22 protein-coding genes are annotated in these 26,961 nt (G+C 66.0%); 14 read left to right on the top strand and 8 right to left on the bottom strand.

The annotated features are described in order from the left end of the window. Window positions 1-137 precede the first annotated feature (137 nt). The 3 genes from BHK69_RS27605 to BHK69_RS27595 all read right to left on the bottom strand — a co-directional run bounded on the left by BHK69_RS27605 (window position 138) and on the right by BHK69_RS27595 (window position 3,550). The gene (locus tag BHK69_RS27605) at window positions 138-1,517 is read right to left on the bottom strand and encodes an aspartate aminotransferase family protein (RefSeq protein WP_069692902.1); all 1,380 of its coding nucleotides are present in this window, start codon (window positions 1,515-1,517) and stop codon (window positions 138-140) included. Between the two features lie 117 nt (window positions 1,518-1,634). Next, on the bottom strand, window positions 1,635-3,107 hold the full coding sequence (locus BHK69_RS27600; RefSeq protein WP_069692901.1) for an amidase family protein: 1,473 nt from the start codon (window positions 3,105-3,107) through the stop codon (window positions 1,635-1,637). Window positions 3,108-3,148: 41 nt separating this feature from the next. Next, window positions 3,149-3,550 (bottom strand): MarR family winged helix-turn-helix transcriptional regulator, encoded by a 402-nt coding sequence (locus BHK69_RS27595; protein WP_083269917.1) that lies wholly within the window; start codon window positions 3,548-3,550, stop codon window positions 3,149-3,151. A gap of 199 nt (window positions 3,551-3,749) precedes the next feature. On the opposite strand from BHK69_RS27595, the gene BHK69_RS27590 reads away from it, so the two are divergent. Both BHK69_RS27590 and BHK69_RS27585 read left to right on the top strand, forming a co-directional pair. Beyond that, window positions 3,750-5,381 carry a long-chain-fatty-acid--CoA ligase gene (locus BHK69_RS27590; protein WP_069694017.1) on the top strand — a complete coding sequence of 544 codons (1,632 nt, stop codon included), beginning with the start codon at window positions 3,750-3,752 and terminating at the stop codon, window positions 5,379-5,381. Between the two features lie 289 nt (window positions 5,382-5,670). Then, window positions 5,671-6,180, top strand: a complete 510-nt coding sequence (locus BHK69_RS27585) for a hypothetical protein (protein ID WP_244548344.1) — start codon at window positions 5,671-5,673, stop codon at window positions 6,178-6,180. A gap of 252 nt (window positions 6,181-6,432) precedes the next feature. Here BHK69_RS27585 and BHK69_RS27580 read toward each other — a convergent pair whose 3' ends face one another. After that, entirely contained in the window at window positions 6,433-6,675 is a 243-nt protein-coding gene (locus tag BHK69_RS27580) for a hypothetical protein (protein ID WP_069692899.1), read from the bottom strand. A gap of 426 nt (window positions 6,676-7,101) precedes the next feature. On the opposite strand from BHK69_RS27580, the gene BHK69_RS27575 reads away from it, so the two are divergent. After that, window positions 7,102-8,739: an alpha-D-glucose phosphate-specific phosphoglucomutase gene (locus BHK69_RS27575; RefSeq protein ID WP_069694015.1), complete on the top strand. Its 1,638-nt coding sequence runs from the start codon at window positions 7,102-7,104 to the stop codon at window positions 8,737-8,739. Between the two features lie 142 nt (window positions 8,740-8,881). Here BHK69_RS27575 and BHK69_RS27570 read toward each other — a convergent pair whose 3' ends face one another. After that, on the bottom strand, window positions 8,882-9,697 hold the full coding sequence (locus BHK69_RS27570) for a GntR family transcriptional regulator (protein WP_083269719.1): 816 nt from the start codon (window positions 9,695-9,697) through the stop codon (window positions 8,882-8,884). A 199-nt stretch (window positions 9,698-9,896) separates the two neighbouring features. Here BHK69_RS27570 and BHK69_RS27565 point away from each other — a divergent pair, with 199 nt between their 5' ends. From BHK69_RS27565 to BHK69_RS27535, 7 genes are read left to right on the top strand one after another with little or no spacing between them, the layout of a single operon-like run. Next, complete coding sequence (locus BHK69_RS27565; protein WP_244548343.1) at window positions 9,897-11,171, top strand: M20 family metallopeptidase; 1,275 nt, start codon at window positions 9,897-9,899, stop codon at window positions 11,169-11,171. An 11-nt stretch (window positions 11,172-11,182) separates the two neighbouring features. Beyond that, a complete protein-coding gene (locus BHK69_RS27560; protein ID WP_069692898.1) occupies window positions 11,183-12,742 on the top strand; it encodes an ABC transporter substrate-binding protein in 1,560 nt (519 codons plus the stop codon). A gap of 13 nt (window positions 12,743-12,755) precedes the next feature. Then, complete coding sequence (locus tag BHK69_RS27555; RefSeq protein ID WP_069692897.1) at window positions 12,756-13,703, top strand: ABC transporter permease; 948 nt, start codon at window positions 12,756-12,758, stop codon at window positions 13,701-13,703. After that, window positions 13,696-14,520 (top strand): ABC transporter permease, encoded by an 825-nt coding sequence (locus BHK69_RS27550; RefSeq protein ID WP_069692896.1) that lies wholly within the window; start codon window positions 13,696-13,698, stop codon window positions 14,518-14,520. The genes BHK69_RS27555 and BHK69_RS27550 overlap by 8 nt, the downstream gene beginning before the upstream one ends. A 22-nt stretch (window positions 14,521-14,542) precedes the next feature. Then, on the top strand, window positions 14,543-16,177 hold the full coding sequence (locus tag BHK69_RS27545; protein ID WP_069692895.1) for a dipeptide ABC transporter ATP-binding protein: 1,635 nt from the start codon (window positions 14,543-14,545) through the stop codon (window positions 16,175-16,177). A 2-nt stretch (window positions 16,178-16,179) separates the two neighbouring features. Further along, on the top strand, window positions 16,180-17,397 hold the full coding sequence (locus BHK69_RS27540; RefSeq protein WP_069692894.1) for a M20 family metallopeptidase: 1,218 nt from the start codon (window positions 16,180-16,182) through the stop codon (window positions 17,395-17,397). Between the two features lie 3 nt (window positions 17,398-17,400). Then, window positions 17,401-18,534 (top strand): M24 family metallopeptidase, encoded by a 1,134-nt coding sequence (locus tag BHK69_RS27535; protein WP_069692893.1) that lies wholly within the window; start codon window positions 17,401-17,403, stop codon window positions 18,532-18,534. A 12-nt stretch (window positions 18,535-18,546) separates the two neighbouring features. Here BHK69_RS27535 and aptA read toward each other — a convergent pair whose 3' ends face one another. Together aptA and BHK69_RS27525 are read right to left on the bottom strand one after the other, a co-directional pair. Beyond that, on the bottom strand, window positions 18,547-19,887 hold the full coding sequence (aptA, locus tag BHK69_RS27530) for an omega-aminotransferase AptA (RefSeq protein WP_069694012.1): 1,341 nt from the start codon (window positions 19,885-19,887) through the stop codon (window positions 18,547-18,549). 85 nt (window positions 19,888-19,972) lie between these two features. Beyond that, window positions 19,973-20,854, bottom strand: a complete 882-nt coding sequence (locus BHK69_RS27525; RefSeq protein ID WP_069692892.1) for a GntR family transcriptional regulator — start codon at window positions 20,852-20,854, stop codon at window positions 19,973-19,975. A gap of 82 nt (window positions 20,855-20,936) precedes the next feature. Between BHK69_RS27525 and BHK69_RS27520 the strand changes: the two genes are divergently transcribed. Then, window positions 20,937-22,079 (top strand): C45 family autoproteolytic acyltransferase/hydrolase, encoded by a 1,143-nt coding sequence (locus BHK69_RS27520; RefSeq protein WP_069692891.1) that lies wholly within the window; start codon window positions 20,937-20,939, stop codon window positions 22,077-22,079. A gap of 48 nt (window positions 22,080-22,127) precedes the next feature. Beyond that, window positions 22,128-23,720: an ABC transporter substrate-binding protein gene (locus BHK69_RS27515; RefSeq protein WP_244548342.1), complete on the top strand. Its 1,593-nt coding sequence runs from the start codon at window positions 22,128-22,130 to the stop codon at window positions 23,718-23,720. Here BHK69_RS27515 and BHK69_RS27510 read toward each other — a convergent pair. Then, window positions 23,663-24,364, bottom strand: a complete 702-nt coding sequence (locus BHK69_RS27510) for a GntR family transcriptional regulator (RefSeq protein ID WP_069692889.1) — start codon at window positions 24,362-24,364, stop codon at window positions 23,663-23,665. The genes BHK69_RS27515 and BHK69_RS27510 overlap by 58 nt on opposite strands. 107 nt (window positions 24,365-24,471) lie before the next feature. Here BHK69_RS27510 and BHK69_RS27505 point away from each other — a divergent pair, with 107 nt between their 5' ends. Beyond that, a complete protein-coding gene (locus tag BHK69_RS27505) occupies window positions 24,472-25,356 on the top strand; it encodes an alpha/beta hydrolase family protein (RefSeq protein WP_069692888.1) in 885 nt (294 codons plus the stop codon). 39 nt (window positions 25,357-25,395) lie between these two features. Further along, window positions 25,396-26,937: an ABC transporter substrate-binding protein gene (locus tag BHK69_RS27500; protein WP_069692887.1), complete on the top strand. Its 1,542-nt coding sequence runs from the start codon at window positions 25,396-25,398 to the stop codon at window positions 26,935-26,937. The last annotated feature ends 24 nt before the right edge of the window (window positions 26,938-26,961 follow it).

Below are 26,961 nucleotides of genomic sequence, written 5' to 3'. Positions count from 1 at the left end.
AGCAGGCCGATGGTTCCTGGCCACCGGTCGACATCATATTGGCAATGGATCCCGCCGCTGGCGCGGCGTGATCGTGATCTCTCCGTGTCGAATTGTATGCGGCCGTAACCGGCCGCCACAATGATGAATGAGGAGGCTCAGGCCGCCAGCAGGCCCTCGGCCTTGGCCCAGTTGAGCGTCTTGTTCAGGGCGCGCTCATAGCGGTTGAACATCTCCTCGATCTCGGCCTCGGTGATGATCAACGGCGGGCAGAAAGCGACGCGGTCGCCCATGGCGCGGGTGATCAGGCCTTCTTCCTGCGCGAAGACCACCGATTTGGCGCCGACGCCCTTCTTGGCCTCGAACGGGGCCTTGGTCTGCTTGTCCTTGACCAGCTCCACGCCTCCGATCAGGCCGACGCCGCGCGCTTCGCCGACGAGGGGATGCTCGCCGAGCTTCTCCAATCGCTTGACGAAGGTCGGGGAGACCTTGCGGACATGCTCAACGATCTTCTCGCGCTGGTAGATCTCCAGCGTCTTGACCGCGATCGCGCAGCCGACGGGATGGCCGGCATAGGTGTTGCCATGGCCGAAGACGCCGATCTTGCGGCTCTGGTCGACGAGCACGTCATAGACCTGCTCGCTCAGCATCACCGCGCTGAGCGGGAAATAGGCCGAGGTGATCTGCTTGGCGAGCGAGATCGTGTCGGCCTTCATGCCATAGGTCGTGGTGCCGAACATGTTGCCGGTGCGGCCAAAGCCGGTGATGACCTCGTCCGAGATGAAGAGGATGTCGTATTTCGCCAGGATCGCGTTGATCTTCTCGAAATAACCTTCCGGCGGCAGGATCGCACCGCCGGCGCCCATCACCGGCTCGGCGATGAAGGCGGCGACCGTGTCGGGCCCCTCGCGCAGAATCATGTCCTCGAGCTCGGCGGCAAGCCGCGACGAGAAATCCTGCTCGCTCTCGCCGGGCTCGGCGAAGCGGTAGTGATGCGGGCAGGAGGTGTGCATGATGCCCGGCAGCGGCAGGTCGAAGTCGATATGGTTGTTGGGCAGGCCGGTCAGCGAGGCCGAGGCGACGGTGACGCCGTGATAGCCCTTCAGCCGCGAGATGATCTTCTTCTTCTGCGGCCGGCCGAGCGCATTGTTCATGTACCAGACGATCTTCACCTGGGTGTCGTTGGCGTCTGAGCCGGACGCGCCATAGAAGACCTTCGAGATCGGAACCGGAGCGATTTCCTTCAGCTTCTCGGCCAGCTCGATCGCCGGATCATGGCTGCGGCCGCCGAAGATATGGGTGAAGGGCAGCTTCTTCATCTGCTCGGTGGCGGTCTCGATCAGCTCCTGATTGGAGTAGCCGAGCGAGGTGCACCACAGCCCCGCCATACCCTCGATATATTCCTTGCCGGCGGTGTCGTAGACATAGACGCCCTTGCCGCTCTCGAGCACGAGCGGGCCGACCTCGCGATGCGTCGCGAGGTTCGTATAGGGATGGACGAGGGTCTCGATATCGCGGACGGCGAGGTTGGACAGCATCGTGCGGTTCCCGATCTTTATGGATTACTTATGCGAGCATAGACCGGGTGCGGCGCAAAAGCTGAGCGATTTTCACGCAGGCCTGCGCAGACTCTGGCGCGGGGCGGCATGGCTGCGTCAGGATATTGAGCGGGTCCCGGGCGGAGTGCGATAGCCGGCGCCGGAGCGCTCCAGCATGGCGCCGACGGCGATCGCCATGCGGTCCTCGCCGGCTGCCGCGATGACCTGCACGCCGAGCGGCAATCCCGCCTGCGAGAGACGCACCGGCGCGCTCAAAGCGGGCAGGTCCGCGCCTGTGGCGAGCGAGGCCCAGAGCAGGAAATCGAGATAGGGGCGCGGCTCGCCGTTCACGCTCAACCGCCTGGCATGGATGTCGGGCGCATGGTCGTGTGGGATCGCGGCCACGGGCGCGGGCGGGCAGAGCAGCACGTCGTAACGTGCGAAGAAGCTGGCCCAGCGCCGCTTCAGCGCCAGCCTGCGCTGGGAGAGTTGCTGATAGAGGTCCGGCGTCATCCGCGCGCCGCGCGCCTGCAGGGATTGATGCGAGAGATCATTGGGGCTGAAGCCTGAGGCCTGCGCCTGGATGCGGGCGCGTATCTTTGGCGGCAGGCCATAGGCGACGACGGCGTGGTTGAGCAGCGCATAGACTTCGAAGGCCTCGGCGAAGCGCAGCGAGGGCCGGGCGGTCTCGTCGATGGTCGCACCTCCAACCTGCAATTGCCGCGCTGCCTCGCGCACGGCGTCGGAGACTTCGCGATCGACCGGGGCGAAGGGGTCCTCGGCCCAGAGCGCCACCCGCAGGCCCTGCGCCGTTTCGCGCCGGGGCGGTGTCAGCGCGGGGCCGGGCGTGGTCGCATCGCGCGGGCCGGCCAGCACCGGCAGGATCATATCGAGATCCCCGGCCGCCCGCGTGATCGGCCCGGCGACAAGGAGGTCGGCATTGCGCAGCGTGCGCCGCTCGGGCGGCGGGGGAATGGCGCCCCAGGTTGAGACCAGCCCCCAGCTCGTCTTGAGACCGAAGACCCCGCTGGCATGGGCCGGCCAGCGGATCGAGCCGCCGAGATCCGAGCCGAGCTCGAAGGCGCACATGCCGGTCGCGACTGCTGTCGTTGCACCGCCCGATGAGCCGCCGGGCGAACAGGCCGCGTCCCAGGGATTGTTGGTCACGCCATGGGCCGGGTTGTAGCTCTGGAAATCGCCGGAGAAGACCGGGACATTGCTCTTGCCGATGATGACGACGCCGGCTGCGCGAAGCCTTGCGACGGCGGTCGCATCCTCCGCCGGGATGCGCTCGCGATAGGCCGGCAAGCCGCCGGAGGAGGGCAGGCCGGCGACGTCGAAGGCGTCCTTGATCGTGACGGGCAGCCCTTCCAAGGGGCGGGCCGCGCCGGAGACGATGCGCCTGTCGGATTCGCGCGCCGCGGCGCGGGCGAGATCGCGATCCTGCGCGATGATGGCGTTGAGGCCGGGATTGAGCGCGTCGATGCGGGCGAGGCTGGCTTCGAGCAGGTCACTCGCGGTGAAACGGCGCGCGAGAAGCGCTTCCCTCAGGCTCATTGCGGAGGCTGTGAGATCGATCGTCGCGCTCATCTCGCGGTCTTCTCCATGCCGTGCTTGCGCGCCCGGCGGCGTCAGTTGGCGTCGACGGCGCGGGCCAGGTCGCGCCAGGCCTTAACCAGGCGGTCGAGCTCGGTGAGGTCGTCGCCTGGAAGCTTGCCCAGCGTGTTGGCGACGAAATCGCGCTGCGCGGCAATGCCGGCCTCAGCCAGCCTGCGGCCTTCCGGGGTCAGGTGCATCGCATAGGAGCGCCGGTCGCCCGCGATCGCCCGGCGCTCGACGAGGCCTGCCTGGACGAGGCGGTCGGCGAGGCCCGAGACATTGCCCTTGGTAACATAGAGCCGCTCGGCGAGTTCGCTCTGGCTGATGCCCTCGCGCTCGGTCAGCGTCGAGAGCAGATCGAATTGCGGAATCGAGAGCCCGAGCGCCCGGATACGCGCGGTCATCTGGATGAGCATGCGCTGGTGCAGCCGCATGAAACGGAACCAGACGCGATCGGGCTCGGCAGGCTCAAGGCTCGGGGCGAGGTTGGAGGCGGACACGGGCTTCGGGCTCTCCGGACGGAATAGATACGACCTAAACCATCTCGCTCCCGGGCGCGAGCCCCGCTTTCATATCCGCGTGGCTTGGGCCTATTCTGCCCGCAACAACAAACAAGATTTCGGGGAGGCGCCGATGCTCGGCTTGATGCAGGACTGGCCGCTGCTGCTGCACCGGATCATCGACCATGCCGCGATCCAGCACGGCACGCGCGAGGTCGTCAGCCGGGCGGTGGAGGATGGCTCCATAAGGCGCACGACCTATGCGCAATTGCGCCAGCGCGCCTTGCAGGTCGCCAAGCGGCTCGGCCGCGAAGGCATGGTGCCGGGCGACAGGGTGGCGACGCTGGCCTGGAACACGGACCGCCATCTCGAGCTCTGGTATGGCATCAGCGGCATGGGCGCGATCACGCATACGGTGAATCCGCGCCTGTTCCCGGAGCAGATCGCAGGGATCATCGACCATGCCGGCGACAGGATGCTGTTCCTCGACCTGACCTTCGTAGCCCTGGTCGAGCAGTTGCAGGCAAAGATTCCGAGCGTCGAACGTTTCGTCATCCTGACCGATGCCGCCCATATGCCTGAGACCGCGCTCAAGGGCGCGGTCGCCTATGAAGACTGGCTCTCCGAGGCCGATGACGACTTCGCCTGGGCAAAGCTCGGCGAGAACACGGCCGCCGGGCTCTGCTACACCTCGGGCACCACGGGCGGACCCAAGGGCGTGCTCTATTCGCACCGCTCCAACGTGCTGCACGCGATGGCCTGCGCCGCGCCGGACTATCTGGCGCTCTCCTCGCGCGACACGGTGCTGCCGGTGGTACCATTGTTCCACGCCAATAGCTGGTCGCTGGCCTATTCCGCGCCGATGACCGGAGCCAAGCTCGTGCTGCCGGGCGCCAAGCTCGACGGCGCCTCGCTGCTGGAGTTGCTCGAAGGGGAGGGCGTGACGGTCACCGCGGCGGTGCCCACGGTCTGGCTCGGGCTGCTCCAGCATCTGGAGGCGACGGGCGCGGGCCTGACCTCGCTGAAGCGCGTCATGATCGGCGGCTCTGCCTGTCCGCGCGCGATGACGGAAGCCTTCGAGCGCAAATACGGCGTCACCGTCGCCCATGCCTGGGGCATGACCGAGATGAGCCCGATCGGGTCGTTCTGCTCGGTCAAGCCGGTCTATGCCGATCTCGAAGGCGAGGCGCTGCTCGATCTCAAGATGAAGCAGGGCCATCCACCCTTCACCGTCGAGTTTCGCATCACCGACGATGCCGGCATGGATCAGCCCTGGGACGGCGCGACCTTCGGCCGGCTCAAGGTGCGCGGCCCCGCTGTGGCTGGCGCCTATTTCCGCCGCGAGGACGAGCCGATCCTCGACGAGCAGGGCTTTTTCGACACCGGCGATGTCGGCACCATCGACGCCGCCGGCTACATGCAGATCACCGACCGCTCCAAGGACGTGATCAAGTCGGGCGGTGAGTGGATCTCCTCGATCGATCTCGAAAACCTCGCTGTCGGCCATCCCGATGTGCTCGAAGCCGCGGTCATCGGCGTCACCCACCCGAAATGGGACGAGCGGCCGCTGCTGGTGATCGTGCCCAAGCCGGGCCGCACGCCGGGCAAGGACGAGATGCTCGCCTTCATGACCGGCAAGATCGCGAAATGGTGGCTGCCCGACGATGTCGTGCTGGTCGAGGCGATCCCCCATACCGCGACGGGCAAGATCCAGAAGACGGCACTGCGCGAGCAGTTCAAGGATTATCGCCTGCCGGGGGTGTAACGGGGAGGGGTTGCGCCGCGGTTCGCAGCGGGTTCCGCCGATTTCCAACGCAAGGGTCCGCAGCGGAGCGGCGCGCGGCCTCCTCATGGCTGCCGGGCTGACGCCGGAGATTGGCGGCATTCGCGCGGGGAAGCATTTGCCCAAGAGAGGCCTGGAACGAGCGGTCACCGAGATGTGATCGCGACGACAGCCTCCAAGGCCGGAGCCATGGTTGATGTTCATTGTATGTTCATGCGGGAAGGCCGAGATTTCAGTCTAGGGCGAGGCTCATTGTGATGGGGGAACCGTCATGATCTCGAGATTCGGCACCAACAAGACCTGCGGCACCAACAAGACCTGCAGCACCAACAAGGCCTTCAGCATCAGCAAGGCCTTCAGCATCAGCAAGGCCTTCAGCATCAGCAAGGCCTTCAGCATCAGCAAGGCCTTCAGCATCAGCAAGACGACTACTGCGGCTCTCGCCGCGGCAGTGATGTCCGCAGGCGTCATCGCATGGTCGGCACCCGCCGAGGCGCGTCCCCATGGTGGTGGCTTCCATCGTGGTGGCATGGCCTTCCATGGCGGCAGCTTTCATCGCGGCTTTGCGCGACCGGCCTTTGCCGGCCGAGCGGCTTTCTTCCACGGCCGGCATGTCCAGCGCGGCCGCTTCTTCTGGGGCGGGCCGGCCTTCGCGTTCGCGTTGGGGGCGCCCTATTACTACAACAACCACTATTACAACGGCGGCTGCTACCCGGTGTGGCGGCGCTATTACAACCCTTGGGGTTATGTCGTGACGCGCCGGGTCATGGTCTGTAACTGACGGCCGGCTCTGCTGCGTCCGATACACTATAGTGCAGCCGGGTGATCGCGCCTGTCAGATCAGGCGCGGTCCTCTTGTGTTGGGCGGTATGGTCAGGACTCTTTTCGCTTCGCTATGACGACGCGGATATGCCGATTCCTGCTTCGCTGGCTGTCCGCGATAGGACCCTGCGTCTCTACACATCTGCCAATCGAACGCGTTATGGGCAGGAAATCCTGCCTGTATCTGCGCTGCAGGCGTTCTGCGGCAAGGTTAGAATTGGCGGTTGCGCTGGTCGACGACGCTGATGTTACGAGACATGGCGTGAATTTGCTTGGGCGCCCGATGAAAAAGAGCAAATGCGCCAAGCGAAGCGAGGATGAGCGGCCATCCAGCGCTGACGAATGCGATCGTGATCGCATCGCTCCAAGTGACGCGGCGCGTCGGCAACTCCACGATTGAGTTCAGGCCGAACCACGCACCGCCAGCTCCATAGATCAGCGTCAGCCAGATCATGAGAACGCTTCCGATATACCGCATTTCAACGGTAACATTAAATCCTTGGTAATCATAGTGTTCGATTCCGCGCCGGCAAGAAACCAGCCAAGACCGCATCTGCTTTCCGAGGCATATGCTGACGTTCGGGCATTTGAGCGCCGAACGGCGGCCTCCAGGCGCCGAATTCTTGGCTTGGGCGTAACAGGCGCCCCTTGCCAGCTTGTGGGCGACAGAGAATTCCGCAGGCCGACGCTTGGGTCGCGGGTGCGGTTGGCCCGCAGATTTTCGCCTTGTTCCGCGCCTAGCCTTCGACGAGCCTGGGCTGCCAGCGGCATGAGCTTCGTGCTAGTCAGCCCAGATCGTTCCTGCCCCAGATCGTTCTTATCCCCAGATCGTTCCTGCCCATAGTGTTCCCGCCTATCCGGAGTCAGCATGTCGAACGCGTTGCGGGTTCTCCGCATTGAGACGAGCCCCTTTCCCGACCAGGAGCCCGGCACGTCGGGCCTGCGCAAGGCGGTCCCGGTTTTCCAGCAGCCGCATTATCTTGAGAACTTCGTTCAATCGATCTTCGACGCCGTTCCGGAATTGCGCGGCGGCACGCTGATCCTGGGCGGTGACGGCCGCTTCCATAATGCCGAGGCCGTCCGGGTCATCGTCGCCATGGCGCTCGCCAATGGCGTCGCGCGCATCGTCGTGGGCCAAAGCGGGCTTTTGTCCACGCCCGCCGTCTCGGCGATCATTCGCAAGCGCGGCGCGCAAGGCGGCATCGTGCTGTCGGCGAGCCATAATCCAGGCGGGCCGGACGGCGATTTCGGCATCAAGTTCAATGCCGATAATGGCGGGCCGGCCGCGCCTGCAGTGACCACGGCGATCTTCGCCCGCACGCGTGAGATCACGGCATACCAGATTGCGGACGGTCTCGAGCTCGCGCTGGGAACGATCGGGATGACCACGCTCGGTTCGGGCCAGGTCGTCGAGGTGATCGATCCGGTCACCGATTATGTCGCCTTGATGCAGACCCTGTTCGATTTCGACAGACTCAGTGCCCTGTTGCGCTCGGGCTTCCGGATGCGCTTCGACGCCATGAACGCGGTCACCGGTCCCTATGGCCGGCGCATCTTCGAGGAGCGCCTGGGCGCGCCGGCGGGCAGCGTCATGAACGCGGTGCCGCTGCCCGATTTCGGCGGGCTGCACCCGGATCCGAACCCGGTCTATGCGGCCGAATTGATCGCGGCGATGGCCGGGGCGGAGAAGCTCGATTTCGGCGCGGCCTCCGACGGCGACGGCGACCGCAACCTGATCGTGGGTCCCGGCGGCCAGGTCGTGGCGCCAAGCGACAGCGTCGCGATCCTCGCCGCCAACGCCCATCTCGCGCCGGGCTATGCCGCCGGCCTCAAGGGTGTCGCCCGCTCGATGCCGACGAGCCGCGCGCTCGACCGCGTCGCAAAGGGGCTCAACCTGCCGCTCTACGAGACGCCGACAGGCTGGAAGTTCTTCGGCTCGCTGCTCGACGCGGGAATGATCTCGCTCTGCGGTGAGGAAAGCGCGGGGACGGGGTCAAGCCATATCCGCGAGAAGGATGGCGTCTGGGCGGTCTTGCTCTGGCTCTCCATCGTCGCGGCGCGCAAGCAATCCGTGACCGAGATCGTCGCCGATCACTGGCGCCGCTATGGCCGCGACTACTACCAGCGCCATGACTATGAGGAGATCGACAGCAAGGTCGCCAACGACCTCGTCGCCGCGCTCAGGGGCAGGCTCGCGACCCTGCCGGGGCAAAGCTTTGCCGGCATGACCGTCACTGCTGCTGACGAGTTCAGCTACACCGATCCGGTCGACGGCTCGGTGACCGAGCGCCAGGGCCTCCGCATCCTGTTCGACAATGACGCCCGCATCGTCTTCCGGCTCTCGGGGACGGGCACCAAGGGGGCGACGCTCAGGATCTATCTGGAGCGCTTCGAGCCGGATCCGGCGCGGCATGGGCTCGATCCCGCGGTTGTGCTGGAGCCCCTCGCGAAGGCTGCCGCGGCGATCACGGAACTGGCGGAACGTACCGGCCGGACGGAGCCGACGGTCGTCGCCTAGGGTTGAGTGGAGTTCGCAGGAACCACGCCGTGCTGGCCGCAGTGAAGCGGGGTGCCCGGATCCATCGGAGGCCACCGCACTCTACGATGGATCCCGGGTCGACCTTTGGTCGCCCAGGATGACGGCGTGGCTCCGTGTGAGGCTAACGCACCTCGTTGACGTAGATATGGGCTCGGGTGGTCGCGCGGTGCTGGCCCAGGATGGTCGGCACGCCGGCCTGGTCATAGGCCACTTCCTCGATCGTCAGCACCGCCTCGCGCCCGGTGAGATCGAGCAGGGCGATGTCCTCGTCCTTGGCGAGATCGGCCGCGATCTGCTCGCGCACGGCCGAGATGCGGACGCCGTAGCGCTCCAGCAGATGTAAGTAGAGCAGCTCGGGCAGGGCGGCGGGATCGCGCGGCAGGCCGGGCACGCGCTCCGCCGCGAGGACCAAACGGTCATGCATCACCGGCTTGCCGTCGGCATGGCGGATGCGATGCAGCTTCACCACTTCGGCATCCGGCTTGATCTGCAGCAGGGCGGCCTGCTCGGGCGTCGCCTGTGCATGCTCCACGCTGAGCATCTGGCTGGTCGAGCGGGTCAGGCTGCCATCGGCGCGGTGCAGCCGAAAATACTGGAAGAAGAAGCGCAGGCTGTGATGCGGGCTGCGGCCGGTCACCACCGTGCCGGTCTTGCGCCGGCGCGAGAGCAGGCCTTCCGCGACGAGATCGCTCATCGCCCGGCGCACCGTGCCGACCGCGATGCCGAAACCTTGGGCAAGCGCCGTCTCGTTGGGAAGCACCATGCCCGGCTGCCATTCGCCGACCAGAATGGCCTCCGACATATGGCGCTTCACCTTCTCGTAAAGCGGGGCCGCATCGCTATTGGCCAGGTTGGGAAGCCTGGGCTGGGCGTTTGCCCGTTGCGTGGCGGGTTCTGAGGCAGCGGCCGTCGTTTTTTTGGCATTGACAGCAGGCATGCGCTCGTTCCTATTTCTATATAGTTTATATGAATGCGAGGTTCTTGCAAATGGCGACGCCAGTTCGGCCCGCACAGCGTCTCCATCGCAGATCGCGGCTGCGCGCGACAAGCGCCGTCTCGGCGCGCTGATCGCGATGACCTCCGCTTCCGCCCCGAGACAGGATGCTTCCGCCTCAGTGCGGTGCTTGGCGCAGGCCATGGCGTGGATCACTGATGCGGTTGAAAGTGCTGCCAACGATCTCGGCGCGATGATCGCAGTCGACACTTCCTTTCCGCCGGGGCGGGGCTACGACGCCTTCGCCGATCTGATGGAGGGGCTGGTCGCGCCGCTTAGCTTCGCGCATGAGCGCGTCGCGGTGCCGGACATACTCTGGCAGGTGCCGGGCGGGCCGGCCTTCGGCCCCCGGACCAATCTGATCGCGACGCGGCGCAGCGGCAAACCGGTCTGCGGTCTGTACTTCCATGTCGACACCGTGCCGGCCGCGCCCGGTTGGCAGGGCGATCCGCTGCGCATGACGCGGGATGGCGACAGGCTGATCGGGCTCGGCGCCGCCGACATGAAGGGCTGCATTGCAGCCGTGCTGCTGGCGCTGCGCGCGGCGGAAGCCTGCAATGTCGCGCTTGCCTATGATCCGATGCTGCTGTTCTGCACCGATGAGGAAGGCGGGCTCTATCCCGGCATCCGCTATCTCGCCGAGCAGGGCCGTCTCGAAGGCCATGTCCTGAATTTCAATGGCAGCGCGGATGCCCGCATCTGGGCCGGCTGCTTTGGTCTTTTCAACCTGCTGGTCCGGGTGCGCGGCCAGGCGGTGCATGCCGGCGAGGGCAATCGCTCCGGCTCCGGCCTCAACGCGATCGAGGGTGCGCTGCCGTTGCTCGATGCGCTGGCGCTGCTGAAGGCGCGCGTAGCGACGCGTATCTCGGCCCTCCCGCCGCCGCCGGGCAAGCCGGCGCTGGCGGCGCAGCTCAACATCGCGACGATCAAGGGCGGTACGGCCGGCGGACAGGTGCCGGCGCTGCTCGAACTGACGCTCAACCGCCGTTACGCGCCCGAGGAGCCTTTCGAGGAGGCTTTGGCGGAGATCGAGGCCGTGGTCCGCAAGGCGGTCGCGAAGACGCCGGGCCTGTCGGTCGAAACCGCCCTGGTCGGTCATCTCGCTCCGACCTCCGATCCAACCGGGCCGCATTGGCCGCGCTGGCAGCGCGCCATGGGGCAGGGCTTCGGCTACGCGCCTGAGGAGTTCCGCAAATGGGGCGCTGCGAGCTGCTCCGATTTCGGCTGGGTCCAGCGCACTACTGGCATGCAGGAGGTCCTGCTCGGCGGGCTTGGTCGCCCGAGCCGCAGCATCCATGCGCCGGGCGAACACACCACGACAACCGATCTGGTCGCCCTGGCGCGCAGTGTCCTCGCTTACCTCGCCGCCGATTTCGCGCCTGAATTGATCCCCGAAAACACCTCATCCCAAAGCTGAAGGAGCGCCTCATGCCGAGCGTCAATCGTCGCCATTTTCTCGCCGCCTCCGCTGCACTCAGCGGTTTTGCCATGACCGGCTTCGATGCCGTGGCGCAGGCCCAGGCTCCCCGCCGGGGCGGCACGCTGCGCGTCAGCGTCGACCAGGCCGTGGCCAAGCTGAACCCGCTCGTGACCCGGGTGAACCCGGAATATCTGGTCTCGGAGCTGCTCTATTCCGCGCTGACACGCCTCAAGGTCGATATGAGCGTCGAACCGGACCTGGCCGAATCCTGGAGCAACTCCGCCGACCTGCTCGAATGGACCTTTGTCCTGCGCAAGGGCGTGACCTTCCATGACGGCAGCGCCTTCACGGCCGCCGACGTGGTCGCGACCTTCGAGGCGATCCTCGACGCCAAGACCGCCTCGCCGGCGCGCCAGAATGTCGGCCCTATCAGCAAGGTCGCCGCGAAGGACGACGCCACCGTCGTCTTCACGCTCTCGGCGCCCTATGCCGATCTGCCGGTCGCGCTGGCCTATACCAACGCCAAGATCGTGCCCGCGGCGGTGATCAAGGCCGGGCTTGGCCGTCTCGACCGCGAAGCTGTCGGCACCGGCCCGTTCAAACTGGTCTCCTTCGAGCCGGAGCGGCTTATCGTGGTCGCCCGCAACGACGCCTATTACGACAAGGCGCGGCCTTATCTCGATCGCATCGATGTCGTGGTCTACCCCGACATCAGCGCCGAAAGCTCGGCCCTGATCGCGGGCGACACCGACCTGATCTCGACCGCCCAGCCGACCGAGTACGGCCGGCTGGAGAAGGCCGCCGGCGTCAAGGGGCTGCGCGTGCCGTCCGGCCAGTTCTGCAACGTGAATTTCGGCTGCGACACCAAGCCCTTCAACGATGTGCGCGTGCGCCAGGCGCTGGCCCTGACGGTGGACCGCACCGCGATGGTCGACTTCGTCACCGAGGGTTACGGCACGCCGGGCAACGACACCCCGCTCAACGCCGCCTATCGCTTCTATTCCGAGCAGGCGCTGAAGAAGCCCGACATCGCCAAGGCCAAGGCGCTGCTGGCCGAGGCCGGCTATCCCAACGGCCTCGAGGCGACGCTGATCGCCTCCGACCGTCCCTCGCTGCGCACCCAGATGGCGGTGGCGCTGCGCGAGATGGCCAAGCCCGCCGGCTTCCGCATCAATGTCGAGACGATGCCGCACGCGACCTATCTCGATCAGGTCTGGAAGAAGGGCTCGTTCTATGTCGGCTTCTACAATATGCAGCCGACGGCCGATGCCATCTTCGCTCTGCTCTACACCTCCAACGCCGCCTGGAACGAGACGCGCTGGAACAACGCCGCCTTCGACAAGGTGGTGAACGAGGCGCGCGCGACGGTCGACGAGGCCAAGCGCCGCGAGCTTTATAAGCAGGCGCAGGCGCTGATGAATGCCGAGGTGCCGTCGATCATCCCGACCTTCTTCGACCTGCTCGCCGCCCGGCGTGACTGGGTGCAGGGCTATGAATTGCATCCGCGCGGCGCGGTGTTCAGGCTCGATCATGCCTCGCTGGGCGCCAATGCGCCCAAGCGCGCCTGAGGGGTCAGCGCGCGTGTCGCCGGCCTATATCCTCAAGCGTATCGTGCTGGTCGGCTACACGCTGCTCGTCGTGTCGCTCATCGTCTTCGCGATCACCCAGATCCTGCCGGCCGACGCGGCCGTCATGATGCTGGGCGAGAATGCGACGACTGAAGCGCTCAGCGCGCTACGCGCCAAGATGGGTCTCGATGCGTCGATCTGGGCGCAATACGGCCATTGGCTGGCCGGCGTGCTGCGAGGTGATTTCGGCGTCTCGATGCGCACCGGCCAGCCAGTCGGACCGGTGATGATCGAGGCGCTCGGCCGCTCGCTGCTGCTCGCCTTGTTCTCGATCGTGCTGATGCTGGTGCTGGCCTTGCCACTGGGCATCATCGCGGCCGTCAGGCGTGGCCGCATCGCTGATCTTCTGGTCAGCGTGATCTCCTATATCGGGGTCTCGCTGCCGGAATTCGTCACCGCCACGCTGGTCGTGCTGGTGCTGGCCGATTGGCTGCAATGGCTGCCGGCAACGGGCTATGTGCCGCTGACCGAGAACCCGCTGCAGGGCCTCAGGCATCTCGTCCTGCCGGTCCTGACCATCTCGGTCATCCTGATCGCGCATGTCTCGCGCATGGTGCGCTCGGAACTGGTCGATGTGCTGCACACCGACTATGTCCGCGCCGCCCGCCTCAAGGGGCTGCCGAAGCGCACGGTTCTCTACAAGCACGCGCTGCGCAACGCGCTGCTGCCGACGATCACGATCGTGGCGCTCGATGTCGGCTATCTGCTCGGCGGCGTCATCGTGGTCGAGGAGATTTTTGCGCTGCCCGGCATCGGCCGCCAGCTCATCGTCGCGATCCAGAGTCGCGACCTGCCCTCGATCCAGGCCGGCGCGCTGATCATGGCTGCGACCTACGCCATCGCCAGTTTCCTCGCCGACATCGCCTATGCCCGGCTCGACCGGAGAATCCAGTATGATTGAGCTGTTGCGCCGCGTGCTGCGCTCGCCGCAGGGCGCTCTCGGGCTCGTCCTGGTCGGGCTGATCCTGCTCGTGGTCATCCTGGGCCCGTGGATCGCGCCCTATGACCCCGAAAGCCTCGCGCCCCTGCAGCGCTACAAGCCGCCGAGCGCGCTGTTCTGGCTCGGCACCGATCAATATGGCCGCGACATCCTGAGCCGCCTGCTGCATGGCGCGCGCGCCACCGTGGTGATGGCGGTGTTCGCGACCGCGCTCGGCACGCTGGCTGGGGCCGTGATCGGCACGATCTCGGCCTTTCTCGGCGGCCGCAGCGACGAGGCGATCATGCGCACCGTCGATGCGGTGATGGCGATCCCGAGCCTGCTGCTGGCGCTGCTGATCGTCAACCTGCTCGGCAAGAGCAGCCTGAACGCGCTGCTTGCCATCGCCATCGCCTTCACGCCCGGCATGGCGCGGGTGACGCGTTCTGTCGCGCTCGCGGTGCGCAAGCAGGATTATGTCAACGCCGCGATCGCGCGCGGCGAGAGCGCGCGCTTCATCGTCTGGCGCGAGATGCTGCCCAATGTCGTGGCGCCGATCATCGTCGAGATGACGATCCGCGTCGCCTTTGCCGTGATGCTGTTTGCGACCTTGAGCTTCCTTGGGCTGGGCGCACAGCCGCCGGCCTCGGAATGGGGGCTGATGGTCGCCGAGGCCAGGCGCTTCATGCATCTGAGCCCGTGGATGATCCTCTGGCCGAGCCTGGCGGTCGCTTTTGTGGCGATCGGCTTCAACCTGCTCGGCGACGGCCTGCGCGACGCGCTCAACCCGCGCACATGAGGCAAGCCAAGATGGTGCACGCATGACGCCGATCCTCGACATCGCCGATTACTGCCTCGACTACGCCACGCCTGCCGGCTTCACCCGCGCGCTCGACGCGGTCACGTTGAGCGTCGCCAAGGGCGAGGTGCTCGGTCTCGTCGGCGAATCCGGCTCCGGCAAGACCTCGCTCGCCTGGGCGATCATGCGCCATCTGCCGGAGCGCGCGCGGGAGGCCGGCCGCATCCGCTTGATCGACAAGGAGTTGACCACGACCAGCGAGGCCGAGATCGAGGCCATTCGCGGCCGGCGCATCGGCATGGTCTTCCAGGATCCGAGCACTTCGCTCAACCCGACCTTGCCGCTGGGCGAGCAATTGGCCGAGGTGCTGGAACATCATCGCGGCCTGACGCGCAAGCAGGCCTGGGCCGAGGGCGAGGCGATGCTCGCCCGCGTTGGCCTGAAGGTCCCGGCAGAGATGATGCGGCGCTATCCGCATGAGGCCTCGGGCGGCGAGAAGCAGCGCGTGGTCATCGCCACCGCCTTCGCCTGCCAGCCCGAATGCATCATCTTCGACGAGCCGACGACGGCGCTCGACGTCATCACCGCCCGCCAGATCCTCGATCTGTTCGGCGAGTTGCAGGCGCAGACCGGCGTCGCCTCGCTCTACATCTCGCATGATCTGGCTCTGGTCTCGCGCGTCGCCAATCGTGTCGCCGTGATCCATCGCGGCCGCATCGTCGAGCAGGGCAAGGTGGAGGAGGTTTTTGCCTCGCCGCAGGACGCCTATACCCGAAAGCTGCTCGCCGCCGTGCCGCGCCCGGATCATCGCCTGATCGAGGCGGGGCCGGGCTCCGAAGCGAAGGCGCTGGTCGAGGTCGACAAGGTCAGCGTGCGCTATGGCCGGAAACCCTTCCTTGCGAAGCTGCTCGGCCGTGAGAACACTCAGTTCACCGGCAATCGCGAGGTCAGCCTGTCCGTGCGCGAGGGCGAGATCCTCGGCATCGTCGGCGAATCCGGCTCAGGCAAATCGACGCTCGCCAGGGCGCTGACGGGGCTGAACCCGTTCGAGGGCGAAATCCGTTTCGCCGGCCGTCCGATCAGCGGATTGAAGGACATGGACCGGGCCTATCGCCGCGATGTCCAGATCATCTTCCAGCACCCCGATTCCTCGCTCAATCCACGCCAGCGCATCCGCGAGATCCTGTCGCGGCCGCTGGCGCTCTACGGCACGGTCGCGCAACGCAAGGACGCAAATGCGATCGGAGAGCTGCTCGAACAGGTGCGCCTGCCGGCGGCTTACGCCGAGCGCTATCCCCACCAGCTTTCCGGCGGCGAGAAGCAGCGCGTGGCGATCGCGCGCGCCTTCGCGTCCCGGCCGAAGCTGGTGATCTGCGACGAGATCACCTCGGCGCTCGACGTTTCCGTGCAGGCCTCGGTGGTGGAGCTTCTGGTCGATCTGCAGAAGCGCTTCGGCACCGCCTATCTCTTCATCACCCATGATCTCAACCTGGTGCGCCAGATCGCGCATCGCATCGCGGTGATGTATCGCGGCGACCTCGTCGATCTCGTCGATGTCGCCGATCTCTCGGGCGGGCAGGTCCATGCCTATACCCGCTCGCTGATCGAGGCCGTACCGGCCCCTGCCGCTCCCGTATCTGAGCTTCCAAGGATTTGACGATGGATCGCGCCGCCCTCCTGGCTCGTCTCGACGAGAAAGCCGCCCTCGATTTCCTCAGCGCGATGGCGCGCCACAAGAGCTATTCGGAGACGGAAGGCGAGCGCGTGCTCGCCGCCTTCATGGCCGAGAGGATGCGCGAAATTGGCATCGAGGCCGAATTGCAGCCGGTCGTCGGCGAGCGCGTCAACGCCATCGGCCGCTGGAAGGGAACAGGTGGGGGCAAGAGCCTGCTGTTCAACGGCCATCTCGACACCAACCCGGCGACCGAGGGCTGGACGGTCGATCCCTGGGGTGGGCTGGTCGACAAGGAGTTCATCTACGGCATCGGCGTCTCCAACATGAAGGCGGGGGATGCTGCCTATTTCTGCGCGGTCAAGACGCTGATCGACGCCGGTGTGAAGCTGAAGGGCGATGTCGTGCTGACCTATGTCGTCGGCGAATTGCAGGGCGGTGTCGGCACGGTCGCGGCGATCAGGAGCGGGGTGAAGGCCGACTACTTCATCAACTCCGAACCGAGCGACCTGCAGGCCATCACCATGCATGCCTGTGCCTTCACCTTCGTGATCGAGCTGACCGGCAACACCCGCCATCTCTCCAAGCGCGAGCAGGCGGTCGATGCCATCGTGGCGGCCTGCGACCTGATCCCGCGCCTCAACGCGATGACCTTCTCCGGCGCGAACTCCGACGAGCACCGTTCGATCAACCGCGTCCATGTCGGCGTGGTTCGCGGTGCGCTCGGCAAGGAGCTGCATGAATGGCGCGCGCCGCAGGTCGCCGACTTCGCCCGGATCAAGGGCTCGGGGCGCTATGCGCCGGGCCAGACCGAGGCCGGCGCCATCGCCGACATGCGCCGCGAGCTCGATGCGCTGGAGGCGCGCTTCCCCGGTCTGAAGGCGACGATCCGCACCGAGAAGGAAGAGGGCCACAGGTCGATGCCGGCCTTCGAGGTCGCCAGGGACGCCCGCATCGTCAAGACGATCAATGCCGCCTATCAGGAGGTGCGCGGCGAGGCGCAGCCGACCGGGGCGATCGCGCCTCCCGGCTTCTTCGGCACCGATGCCGGCCATTTCTATGCGGAGCTCGGCATGGAAGGCATCGTCTGCGGTCCGGGCGGGCGCTACAACACCATGCCCGATGAGCGCGTCGAGATCGTCGACTACCTCGCCATGATCCGGATCTACATGCTCTGCATCCTCGATATCTGCGAGATCGCCTGAGCGATGTTCGCGCGCGAGGAGTTCGCGCGGCGCGGGGCCAGGGCGCGGGCCGCGATGGTCGAGGCCGGTGTCGATCTCTTCCTGATCGACCATGCCGAATGCCTGGCCTGGCTGACCGGCTACACCGTCTCCGAGACGATGTATCGCGCGGCTTTCCTGCCGCTCACGGGAGAACCCTGGTTCGTGCTGCGCGCGCTCGATGCACAGCCCTGCCGCAACGCCTGCTGGTTTTCCGATATCCAGGGCTTTGCCGACACGGCCGAGCCGCATGCGGTGATGGCCGAGGCGATCCGCACCCGGGGCCATGCCGCCGCACGAATCGGGGCCGACCACAACTCCTATGGCTTCACGGCCGCAACGCGCGACCGGCTCCAGGCGCTTCTGCCGGAGGCGCGGTTCATCGACATGCCGGGCGCGAGCGATCTGCTGCGCCAGGTCAAATCCGAGGCCGAGATCGCGCTGCTGGCGCAGGCCGCCGGGATCGCCGACAAGGCCATGGCGGCCATCACGGCACGGGCGCAGCCGGGGTTGTCTCCGCGTGCGGCCGCTGCCATCGCGGCTGCAAGCTTCCTGGAGAATGGCGCCGATACCGGCGAGACGGGGCCGATCGTGCCCGGCCTCGGTGATCACGAATTCCTGCATGGCGTGATGACCGCGCTGCCGCTCGATGACGGCGACGTGCTGCATGTCGAATTGATCCCGAAAGTCGCAAACTATGGCGCAAGGCTGATGCGGCCGGTGCTGATCGGCTCGGACCGGCGCGGGCTTGCGCCGCTTGCCGAGCGGCTCGTCGCTTTGCAGGACCGGCAATTCGCGGCGATGCGGCCGGGCGCGCTCGCTGGCGAGGTCGACGCCGTCCTGCGCGAGGCGGTGCTCGCTGAGCGCCTGCGGCCGGCTTACGACAATGTCAGCGGCTATACGCTTGGGCTTTACGCACGGACGCCGCGCCCGAGCGATTTTTCACGCGTCTTCCTGCCCAATGCGACATGGCGACTGGAGGAGGGCATGGTCTTCCACATGTATGTCTCGGCCGGTGGACTCGGTTTCAGCGAAACCGTCGTCGTTCGCGCGGGCGGCGGGGAACGATTGACGGGGACGGCGAGGGAGTTGCTGCGGGCCGGCGGCCCGCAGCTCTGACCGGAAGCCCTCTCAATCGATCCGCGACAAGGCAGCCTCGATCGTCGCGAAGATCGTCTCGATCTCGTCGGGCGCGATGACCAGCGGCGGCGACAGCACGAGCGTGTCGCCGGCATTGCGGATCAAGAGGTCGGCCTCGTAGCAGAGCCTGGCGCAGGCGCCGCCGCGCGCGCCCTCGGCACCGGGGCGTGGCGAGAGATCGATGGCGCAGAGCAGCCCGGCCGTGCGGATATCCGCGACATGCGGCGCGCCCTTCAGGCGGTGGGCGCGATCCTGCCAGAGTGGCAGCACGCCGCGCAGGCGTCCGAGCAGATCCTGCTCGGCGAAGATATCGAGCGTCGCCAGGCCCGCCGCGCAGGCGAGCGGATGGGCCGAATAGGTGTAGCCGTGGAAGAGCTCGACCGCCTCCGGCGGTCCGGCCATGAAGGCCTCATAGACATGGCTGGCGACGAGCACGCCGCCCATCGGCACGGCGCCGTTGGTCATGCCCTTGGCGCAGCTCATCAGATCGGGCTTGACGCCATAGGCCTGGGCCGCGAAGGGCGTGCCCAACCGGCCGAAGCCGGTGATGACCTCGTCGAAGATCAAGAGGATGCCATGCTTGTCGCAGATCGCGCGCAGGCGTTCGAGATAGCCCTTCGGCGGCGGGTAGACGCCGCCCGAGCCGGTGACGGGCTCGACGATGACGGCGGCGACCGTCGAGGGATCATGGATCTGCAGCAAGGTCTCCAGCGCCTCGGACGCGCTCGCCCCGCCCTCAGGCTGGCCGCGCGAAAAGGCCATGCTGGCGCGGTCATAGGGCAGCGGCAGATGGGCGACATCGGCGAGCAGCGGACCGAAGGCGGCCTTGTGGCGGCCGATGCCGGCGACAGAGAGGCCGCCAAAGCCGACGCCGTGATAGCTCTTGTGGCGTCCGATCAGCTTGGTGCGGCCGGCCTGGCCCCTGGCATGGTGATAGGCGCGGGCGATCTTCAGTGCCGTGTCGACGGCCTCTGAGCCCGAATTGACGAAGAAGACATGGTCGATGCCCTCGGGCGCGAACTCGCAAAGCCGCTGCGCATAGGCTTCCGCGGCCGGGTGGCTCATCTTGAAGGAGGAGACGAAATCGAGCCGGCCGGCGGCCTCGCGAATGGCCTCGACGATGCGCGGCTGGCCGTGGCCGGCGTTGACGCACCAGAGCCCCGCCATGCCGTCGAGGATGCGCCGGCCCTCCGGCGTGACGTAATGCATGCCCTGCGCGCTTTCGAACAGCATCGGCTCGCTTTGAAAGCCGCGCATCGGCGTGAACGGCATCCAGAAGGCATCGCGCCGGTTGGCGAGACGGGGCTGGGGTGGGGCGGCATGGGCGGTCATGAGCGGTCCTCGGCGAAGCAAGGTGCCCATGATGTCTTTGTTGGTCACGAAAGACAATATCTGTTCGATGGTGTCGTTTCGCGATTCAGTCGAACCCGTTGGCGCGGCGGAGTTGGCTGGCCCGCTGGAGATGGCTGCGCATCAGGGCGGAGGCGAGTTCGCGGTCGCCGGCTTCGAGACAGTCCAACATCTGCAAATGTTCGCGGCAGTTCACCACGACGCGCTCGAGGCCGAAGACCCAGTCGTAATTGGACAGGCGGCGCAGCTGGTTCTGCCGCCTGATTGCCGAGTGGATGTAGCGATTGCCCGAGGCTGCCGCCAATCCCTCATGGAAATCGGCGTTCATCTCGTAGAAGCCGATGCTGGAGGCCTCGCGCCAGGGGCGTTCGAGCGTCTCGCGATGGCGCGCGCGCATCTCATCGATCCAGCCCTGTTCGAGCGAGAAACCAGGTTCCAGCAGCGCCATGGGTTCGATCAGCAGCCGGAAGCGGTAGCGCTCGTCATGGGCTGAAGGGTCGCGCAGATCGTGCAGGAAGCGCCAGCCATAGCCGGGCTTGCGCTCGACCATGTCGAGGTCGGCGAGGCGGGCGAGGAGGCGTTGAACCTCGGGCCGGCTGAGCTCGTAGCGCCGCATCACCTCCAGCTCGGAGATGTCGTCGGGAAGCTGCCCGGTCTCGCGGTCATGGGCGATCTTGACCATGGCGAGTTCGGTGGTGTCGGGATTTCCGCCATTGCCCGCGGTCGTCGCCGGCGTGCTCAGCAACTCGACGCCCTTGTTGGGATGGCGTCGCACGACGCCCTGTCCAGCGAGATAGTCCAGGGCGGCGCGGACCGGCGTGCGCGAGACGTTCAGGCGGCGCGCGGCGCTGTTCTCGTTCAGCCAGGCGCCGGCTTCCAGGCCATCCTCGCGCACCATCTGGAGGATGCGCTCGGCGATGTCCTGCTGCAGCCGGGTGGGGGTCGTCATTGAAAAACTCTTGATTGTCTTAGTTGGCAATGAAATACATCATGGATTGACGGTACGCCAGAGCGCTATGAGGAGCCCGACCATGGTTGAACCTTGCCCCTTCGTCGATGTTTCGGGTTCGCCCTATGAGCGCGGCCGCCAGCATGGCGCCGCGGTGCCGCAGCGCGTCAAGCGCTCGATCGAGCTCTATGGCAGCCAGCTGGGGGATCTCGGCTATGACGCCGCCGCGAAATCGGCCCTGATCGCCGAATTCTCCCGCGAGATCGAAGCCTTCGGCGCGCATTACATCGAGGAGATGCGCGGCATCGCCGACGGCGCCAAGGTGCCGCTCGAAGACGTCGTCATGATCAATGCCCGCACCGAGGTGATCGCCAAGGCCAAGCTCATCAAGGGCACGCCGATCGCCGAGACCGAGGAGCTCGACGATGGCTGCACCGGCGCGGTGATCCTGCCCGAGCGCAGCGCCAGCGGCGACTTGATCCATGGCCAGAACTGGGACTGGAAGGCCGAATGCGCGGAGACCGCGATCGTGCTGCGGGTGCGCCGCGAGGACGGGCCGGATTTCCTGACCTTCGTCGAGGCCGGCGGGCTTGCCCGCTGCGGCACCAACGCCGCCGGCATCAGCATCACCGCGAACTATCTCGAATCCGAGCGGGATTTCACGCAAGTGGGCGTGCCGCTCGCCCTGATCCGCCGCAAGGTGCTGGAGCAGGAGCATCTCGCCTACGCGATCAAGGCGGTCGCGACGACGCCCAAGGCCTGCTCGAACAACATGATGCTCTCGACGGTGAAGGGCTTCGCGATCGACTTCGAATGCGCGCCGGACGAGGCCTTTCCGATCTATCCGAGCGAGGGGCTGATCGTGCATGCCAATCACTGGGTCGGGCAGGTGGCGCTGACGAAGCTGAAGGACACCGGCATTCCGCGCGTCCCCGAAAGCTTCTACCGCGACTGGCGCGTGAAGAAGCTGCTCGACGAGGCCGGCGGGAAGCTGACGGTCGCTGACCTCAAGCACGCCTTCTTCGACGATTTTCTTACCCCCCATTCGGTCTGCCGGCCGCCGCGCCTCAACGACGCCGGCAATCTGTCGGCCACCGTCGCGATGGTGATCATGGAGCCGGCCAAGGGGAGCATGGAGGTCGCTCTGCTGCCGGCGCTGAACCGGGTCTTCACGCGCTACAGCCTGACGGACGAGCCGGTCACGCTCGCGCAGGCCGCCGAATAGCGGAATCCACCTGCCGGCCGAACAGCTCGTCATAAAAAAGAGGGGAACATGCCGATGCGTCGATGGAATTCGTGGTTCGCAAGTCCTGTTGCAAGTCCCGCCGCAAGTCTCGTCGCCGGCCTCATGCTGGGCGTGACGATCACCGCTTCGGCGCAGGCGAGCAGCCTGCGCGTTCAATTGCCCTTCGACATCCGTTCGATCAATCCCGGCGTCAACCGCGACCACAACACCGACGGCGTCGTGCTCCATATGGTCGAGGGGCTGGTCGCCTATGGCGAGGACGCCTTGCCCAAGCCGCTGCTGGCCGAAAAGGTCGAGATTTCCGGCGACGGCAAGACCTACAGCTTCACGCTGCGCCAGGGCGTGAAGTTCCACAACGGCGCCAGCCTGAGCTCGGAGGACGTGCTCTGGAGCTGGAACCGCTACATGGATCCGAAGACGGATTGGCGCTGCCTGTCCGAATTCGACGGGCGTGGCACGGTCAAGGTCGAGAGCGTGACGGCGCCTGATACGCGCACTGTCGTGTTCACGCTGGACAAGCCGAGCGCTCTGTTCCTGACCTCATTGGCGCGCACCGACTGCGCCATGACGGGCATCCTGCACAAGGATTCCGTTAAGGCCGATGGCAGCTTCGACAAGCCGATCGGAACCGGCCCGTTCAAGCTCGGCGAGTGGAAGCGCGGCGAATACATCAAGCTGGAGCGCTTCGCCGACTACGCGTCCCTGCCCGGCAAGATCGACGGTTTGACCGGGGCGAAGCGGCCGCTCGTCGACGAGCTTCGCTTCGTCATCATCCCCGACAGCGCCACCGCCAAGGCTGCGTTGACGCGCGGCGATGTCGATGTCGTCCCCGACGTCGCCAATGCCGATATCGCCGAGCTCAAGAAGAGCGACAAGGTATCGCTGTCCGTCGTCTCCAGCATGGGGCTTGTCGGGCTGATCATCCAGACGCGCGACCCGGTGATGGGCAACGTCAAGCTGCGCCGTGCCATCGCGGCCGCGATCGATACCGACGAGCTCGTCGGCGCGGTGACCGACGGCATCGGCAAGCCCAATCAGTCGATCGTTCCGGCGCTTTCGGCCTATCACGGCCCGGTCGAGCAGCAGGGCGTGAAATACGATCCCGCAGCGGCGAAGAAGCTGCTCGCCGAGGCCGGCTACAAGGGCGAGAAGATCGTCATGCTGGCGAACAAGCGCTACTCCCAGAGCTTCGACTCTGCCGTCATCGCCCAGCAGATGCTGAAGGCGGCCGGGATCAATATCGAGATCGAAGTACTGGAATGGGCGACGCAGCTCGACCGCTACAACAAGGGCAATTACCAGATCCAGGCCTTCCCCTATTCGGGGCGGCTCGATCCGTCGCTGTCCTTCGAATCGATGACCGGCCCGAAGGACAAGCAGCCGCGCAAGCTCTGGGACGATCCGCAGGTGCAGGCGCTGCTTGAAAAGTCGATGGTCGTTGCCGGCAAGGCCGAACGCCAGGCGATCTTCGACGAGCTGCACAAGCGCTTCATCGCCGATGTGCCGATGGTGATGCTCTATAACGGCACCGTCGGCGGCGCCTTCTCGAAGCGGGTCAAGGGTTACACCTCGTCTCCGACCTCGCTGCCCCGGCTCTGGGAGGTTTCGGTCGATGGCTGAGCGTGCGCCTGGGCCTCGATCATGTCCTTGACGATATGATGGGCGATCAGCCCGGCGAGGCGCGTCGCATCGCCTGCACGCAGCGCCTCGACCATGGCGTGGTGGTCGCGGTCGCTGTTGAGCAGCGCCTGATGCGAACTCCAGACGGTGACGGAGGAGCCGCGCGAGCGGTCCCTCAGCCCCCAGATCGTCTCTTCGAGCACGGGGTTGCCGCAGGCCGCATACATCAGATGGTGGAAGGCGCTGTTGATTTCGCTCTGCTCGATGCGCGTGCCGCTCAGAACCGCCTGGCTGAAGCGCTCGGCGAGCTCGCTCAATCGCGCGATCGTCGCGGCGTCGATGCCGGCGACGATGCCGGGCGCGGCGGCGGTCTCCAGGATGACGCGGGTGTCCCGGATCGCGTGCTGGGTCTTCAGGTCGATCTCGGCGACGCGGTAGCCGCGATTGGGGACATGCTCGATCGTCTTGCGCACCGCCAGCTCGTCGAGCGCGCTGCGCACGTCGAAACGCGTCGCCTTGAAGGCCTCCTCGAGGTCGATCTGGCGCAGCCACTCGCCCGGCCGGTAGGCGCGCATATGGATCGCTTGCGCGATCTCGCTGGCCAGCGCGCGCTTCTCTCTCTGGCGGATCGGACGAGTCGTCATCGGGTGTCTTTAGCAGATTCCGGATTTGTCGCATCGGGGCGTTGCGAGCCCTGCAGTAACATGCAACATAATTGGCGCCAATTATTACGCCAATTGAAAGGCGCGCCATGACCGCTCCCGCAACCGCCTCCTCCCAGCCGGAAGACGCCGCCGCGATCGCTCGCGCGCTCTACGACCTCGGCCCGACTCCGGTGATCGCCTGCAAGGCCGATCCGCGCTTCAGCTACTGCCTCTATGTGCCCAAGACGCTGGGGCAGGGCGGCGAGCCACCGGAACTCGTCGTCGCCATGCATGGAACCGGGCGCGGCTTCACCGGCTATCGCGACGCCTTCGAGGAATTCGCACGCTGGAACAATTGCGTCGTGCTGGCGCCGCTGTTTCCGATCGGCGTGCTCGGCGACGACAATCGCGACGGCTTCAAATATATGCGCGAGGGCGCGATCCGTTATGACCATGTCCTGCTCGCCATGGTCGACGAGGTGGCGCAGCGCTATGGCGTGAGCATCGATCGCTTCGCCCTGTTCGGCTATTCCGGTGGCGGCCATTTCGCCCATCGCTTCCTGATGCTGCAGCCGCAGAAGCTCTGGGCCTGCTCGATCGGCGCGCCGGGCTCGGTGACCTTGCTCGACCCGACGCGTGACTGGTGGGTCGGCACCCGCAATATGGCGCAGCTCTTCGGAGTGGCTCCCGATATCGAGGCGATGCGCCAGGTTCCGGTGCAGATGATCGTCGGCGCGGCCGATCTCGAGACCTGGGAGATCACCCACAAGCAGGGCGGCCGCAACTGGATGCCGGACGCCAACCATGCCGGCGCGACGCGCCCCGAGCGGCTGGCGAGCCTGCAGAAATCCTTCGAGGCCGCGGGCGTGTCGGTGCGCTTCGATCTCGTGCCCAACATGGCCCATGACGGCCTGAGGGCCGTGCCGCGCGTACAGGATTTCTTCGCCGATGTGCTCGCCCGCCGACGCGGTGGCGCGGCCAAGGCCGCCTGAGCGCCAGCACAGCATTCAAGAACAACAAGGGGAATGGTTATGAACCGTGTACTCGCTTCCGCCTTCATGCTCGCCGCAATGGCTGGCCCCGCTGCCGCGCAGTCGCTCACCGTTGCGGTGGCGGCCGATGTCCGCAGCATCAATCCCGGCGTCAACCGCGACGACAACACCGACGACTTCGCCTTGCAGATGGTCGAGGGGCTGGTCGGGTATAACGAGGGCGGCGTGGCCCAGCCGCTGCTCGCCGAGAAGGTCGACCGCTCGGCTGACGGCAAGACCTACACCTTCACCCTGCGCCAGGGCGTCAAGTTCCACAACGGCGCGGAGCTGACCTCCGCCGACGTGCTGTGGAGCTGGAATCGCTACATGGATCCCAAGACGGACTGGCGCTGCACTTCGGAGTTCGATGGCCGCTCCGGCCTCAAGGTCGAGAGCGTGACGGCGCCCGACGCCCTGACGGTGGTGATGACGATCGCCCAGCCCAACGCGCTCTTCCTCGACACGCTGGCCCGGACCGACTGCGCCATGACCGCGATCATCCACAAGGATTCGGTCAAGCCCGATGGCTCCTTCGACAAGCCGATCGGTACCGGACCTTACAAATTCGGCGAATGGAAGCGCGGCGAGTTCTTCACGATGACCGCTTTCGACGGCTACAAATCGCCGAAGGACGGGCGCGCGGACGGCTATGTCGGCTCCAAGCGTCCGCTGCTCAAGGAGGTCAAGTTCCTGATCGTCAAGGATCCGGCGACGGTGAAGGCGGGCCTGACCTCGGGCGCGCTCGACATGGCCGAGATCCTGCCGAGCGATGTCGGGGAGATCCGCAAGATTCCCAAGCTCGCGGTTGCGACTGCGCCGAACGCCGTGCGCCACGTCTTCCTGATCCAGACCCGCGACGCGGTGATGGGCAACAAGAAGCTGCGCCAGGCCATTGCCGCCGCCCTCGACATGGATGAGGTCGTGGCCTCGTTCTACAACGACCTCGGCAAACCCAACAACTCGCCGATCTATTCCGGCTCAAGCTATTTCGGAGAGGTCGAGAAGAAGGGTCATGTCTACGACCCCGCCAAAGCCAAGCAACTCGTCAAGGAGTCCGGCTACAAGGGCGAGAAGATCGCGATCCTGGCCAACAAGCGTGGCACCGTGCCGAGCTTCCCGGCTGCCGTCGTCGCACAGCAGATGCTGCAGGCTGTCGGAATCAACGCCGAGATAGAGGTGCTTGACTGGGCGACCCAGCTCGACCGCTTCAGCAAGGGCAGCTACCAGATGCAGTCCTTCTCTTTTTCGGCCCGCTTCGACCCCGCGATCGCCTTCGAGCAGTTTTCGGGACCCAAGGACAAGCAGCCGCGCAAGGTCTACGACTCGGCCGAGGGCCAGGCCCAGATCGACAAGCTGATGCTGATCACCGACAAGGCGCAGCGTCAGGCCATCGTCGACGACCTGCACAAGCGCATTATCGACGAGGTGCCGCTGATCTTCCTCTTCAACGGCATCGACGTGATGGCGATCAACAAGCGCATCACGGGCTTCCAGCCCTGGCAGTCGAAGCTCAGGATGTGGGAAGTCACGCTCGCCAACTGAGCCATCCCCGACAATCCTGAACCG

This window comes from Bosea vaviloviae (genome assembly GCF_001741865.1).
In the GTDB taxonomy this organism is placed as follows: domain Bacteria; phylum Pseudomonadota; class Alphaproteobacteria; order Rhizobiales; family Beijerinckiaceae; genus Allobosea; species Allobosea vaviloviae.
Note: the sequence above shows the minus strand (reverse complement) of the source record. Positions and strands in the feature narration are given on the sequence as shown.

Excerpts from the sequence above, each read along its gene's own strand:
- BHK69_RS27605 (WP_069692902.1), bottom strand. The coding sequence starts at position 1,517 with ATGCTGTCCAACCTCGCCGTCCGCGATATCGAGACCCTCGTCCATCCC.
- BHK69_RS27600 (WP_069692901.1), bottom strand. The coding sequence starts at position 3,107 with ATGAGCGCGACGATCGATCTCACAGCCTCCGCAATGAGCCTGAGGGAA.
- BHK69_RS27595 (WP_083269917.1), bottom strand. The coding sequence starts at position 3,550 with ATGCGGCTGCACCAGCGCATGCTCATCCAGATGACCGCGCGTATCCGG.
- BHK69_RS27590 (WP_069694017.1), top strand. The coding sequence starts at position 3,750 with ATGCTCGGCTTGATGCAGGACTGGCCGCTGCTGCTGCACCGGATCATC.
- BHK69_RS27585 (WP_244548344.1), top strand. The coding sequence starts at position 5,671 with ATGATCTCGAGATTCGGCACCAACAAGACCTGCGGCACCAACAAGACC.
- BHK69_RS27580 (WP_069692899.1), bottom strand. The coding sequence starts at position 6,675 with ATGATCTGGCTGACGCTGATCTATGGAGCTGGCGGTGCGTGGTTCGGC.
- BHK69_RS27570 (WP_083269719.1), bottom strand. The coding sequence starts at position 9,697 with ATGCCTGCTGTCAATGCCAAAAAAACGACGGCCGCTGCCTCAGAACCC.
- BHK69_RS27565 (WP_244548343.1), top strand. The coding sequence starts at position 9,897 with ATGGCGTGGATCACTGATGCGGTTGAAAGTGCTGCCAACGATCTCGGC.
- BHK69_RS27560 (WP_069692898.1), top strand. The coding sequence starts at position 11,183 with ATGCCGAGCGTCAATCGTCGCCATTTTCTCGCCGCCTCCGCTGCACTC.
- BHK69_RS27550 (WP_069692896.1), top strand. The coding sequence starts at position 13,696 with ATGATTGAGCTGTTGCGCCGCGTGCTGCGCTCGCCGCAGGGCGCTCTC.
- BHK69_RS27545 (WP_069692895.1), top strand. The coding sequence starts at position 14,543 with ATGACGCCGATCCTCGACATCGCCGATTACTGCCTCGACTACGCCACG.
- BHK69_RS27540 (WP_069692894.1), top strand. The coding sequence starts at position 16,180 with ATGGATCGCGCCGCCCTCCTGGCTCGTCTCGACGAGAAAGCCGCCCTC.
- BHK69_RS27535 (WP_069692893.1), top strand. The coding sequence starts at position 17,401 with ATGTTCGCGCGCGAGGAGTTCGCGCGGCGCGGGGCCAGGGCGCGGGCC.
- aptA (WP_069694012.1), bottom strand. The coding sequence starts at position 19,887 with ATGACCGCCCATGCCGCCCCACCCCAGCCCCGTCTCGCCAACCGGCGC.
- BHK69_RS27525 (WP_069692892.1), bottom strand. The coding sequence starts at position 20,854 with ATGACGACCCCCACCCGGCTGCAGCAGGACATCGCCGAGCGCATCCTC.
- BHK69_RS27520 (WP_069692891.1), top strand. The coding sequence starts at position 20,937 with ATGGTTGAACCTTGCCCCTTCGTCGATGTTTCGGGTTCGCCCTATGAG.
- BHK69_RS27515 (WP_244548342.1), top strand. The coding sequence starts at position 22,128 with ATGCCGATGCGTCGATGGAATTCGTGGTTCGCAAGTCCTGTTGCAAGT.
- BHK69_RS27510 (WP_069692889.1), bottom strand. The coding sequence starts at position 24,364 with ATGACGACTCGTCCGATCCGCCAGAGAGAGAAGCGCGCGCTGGCCAGC.
- BHK69_RS27505 (WP_069692888.1), top strand. The coding sequence starts at position 24,472 with ATGACCGCTCCCGCAACCGCCTCCTCCCAGCCGGAAGACGCCGCCGCG.
- BHK69_RS27500 (WP_069692887.1), top strand. The coding sequence starts at position 25,396 with ATGAACCGTGTACTCGCTTCCGCCTTCATGCTCGCCGCAATGGCTGGC.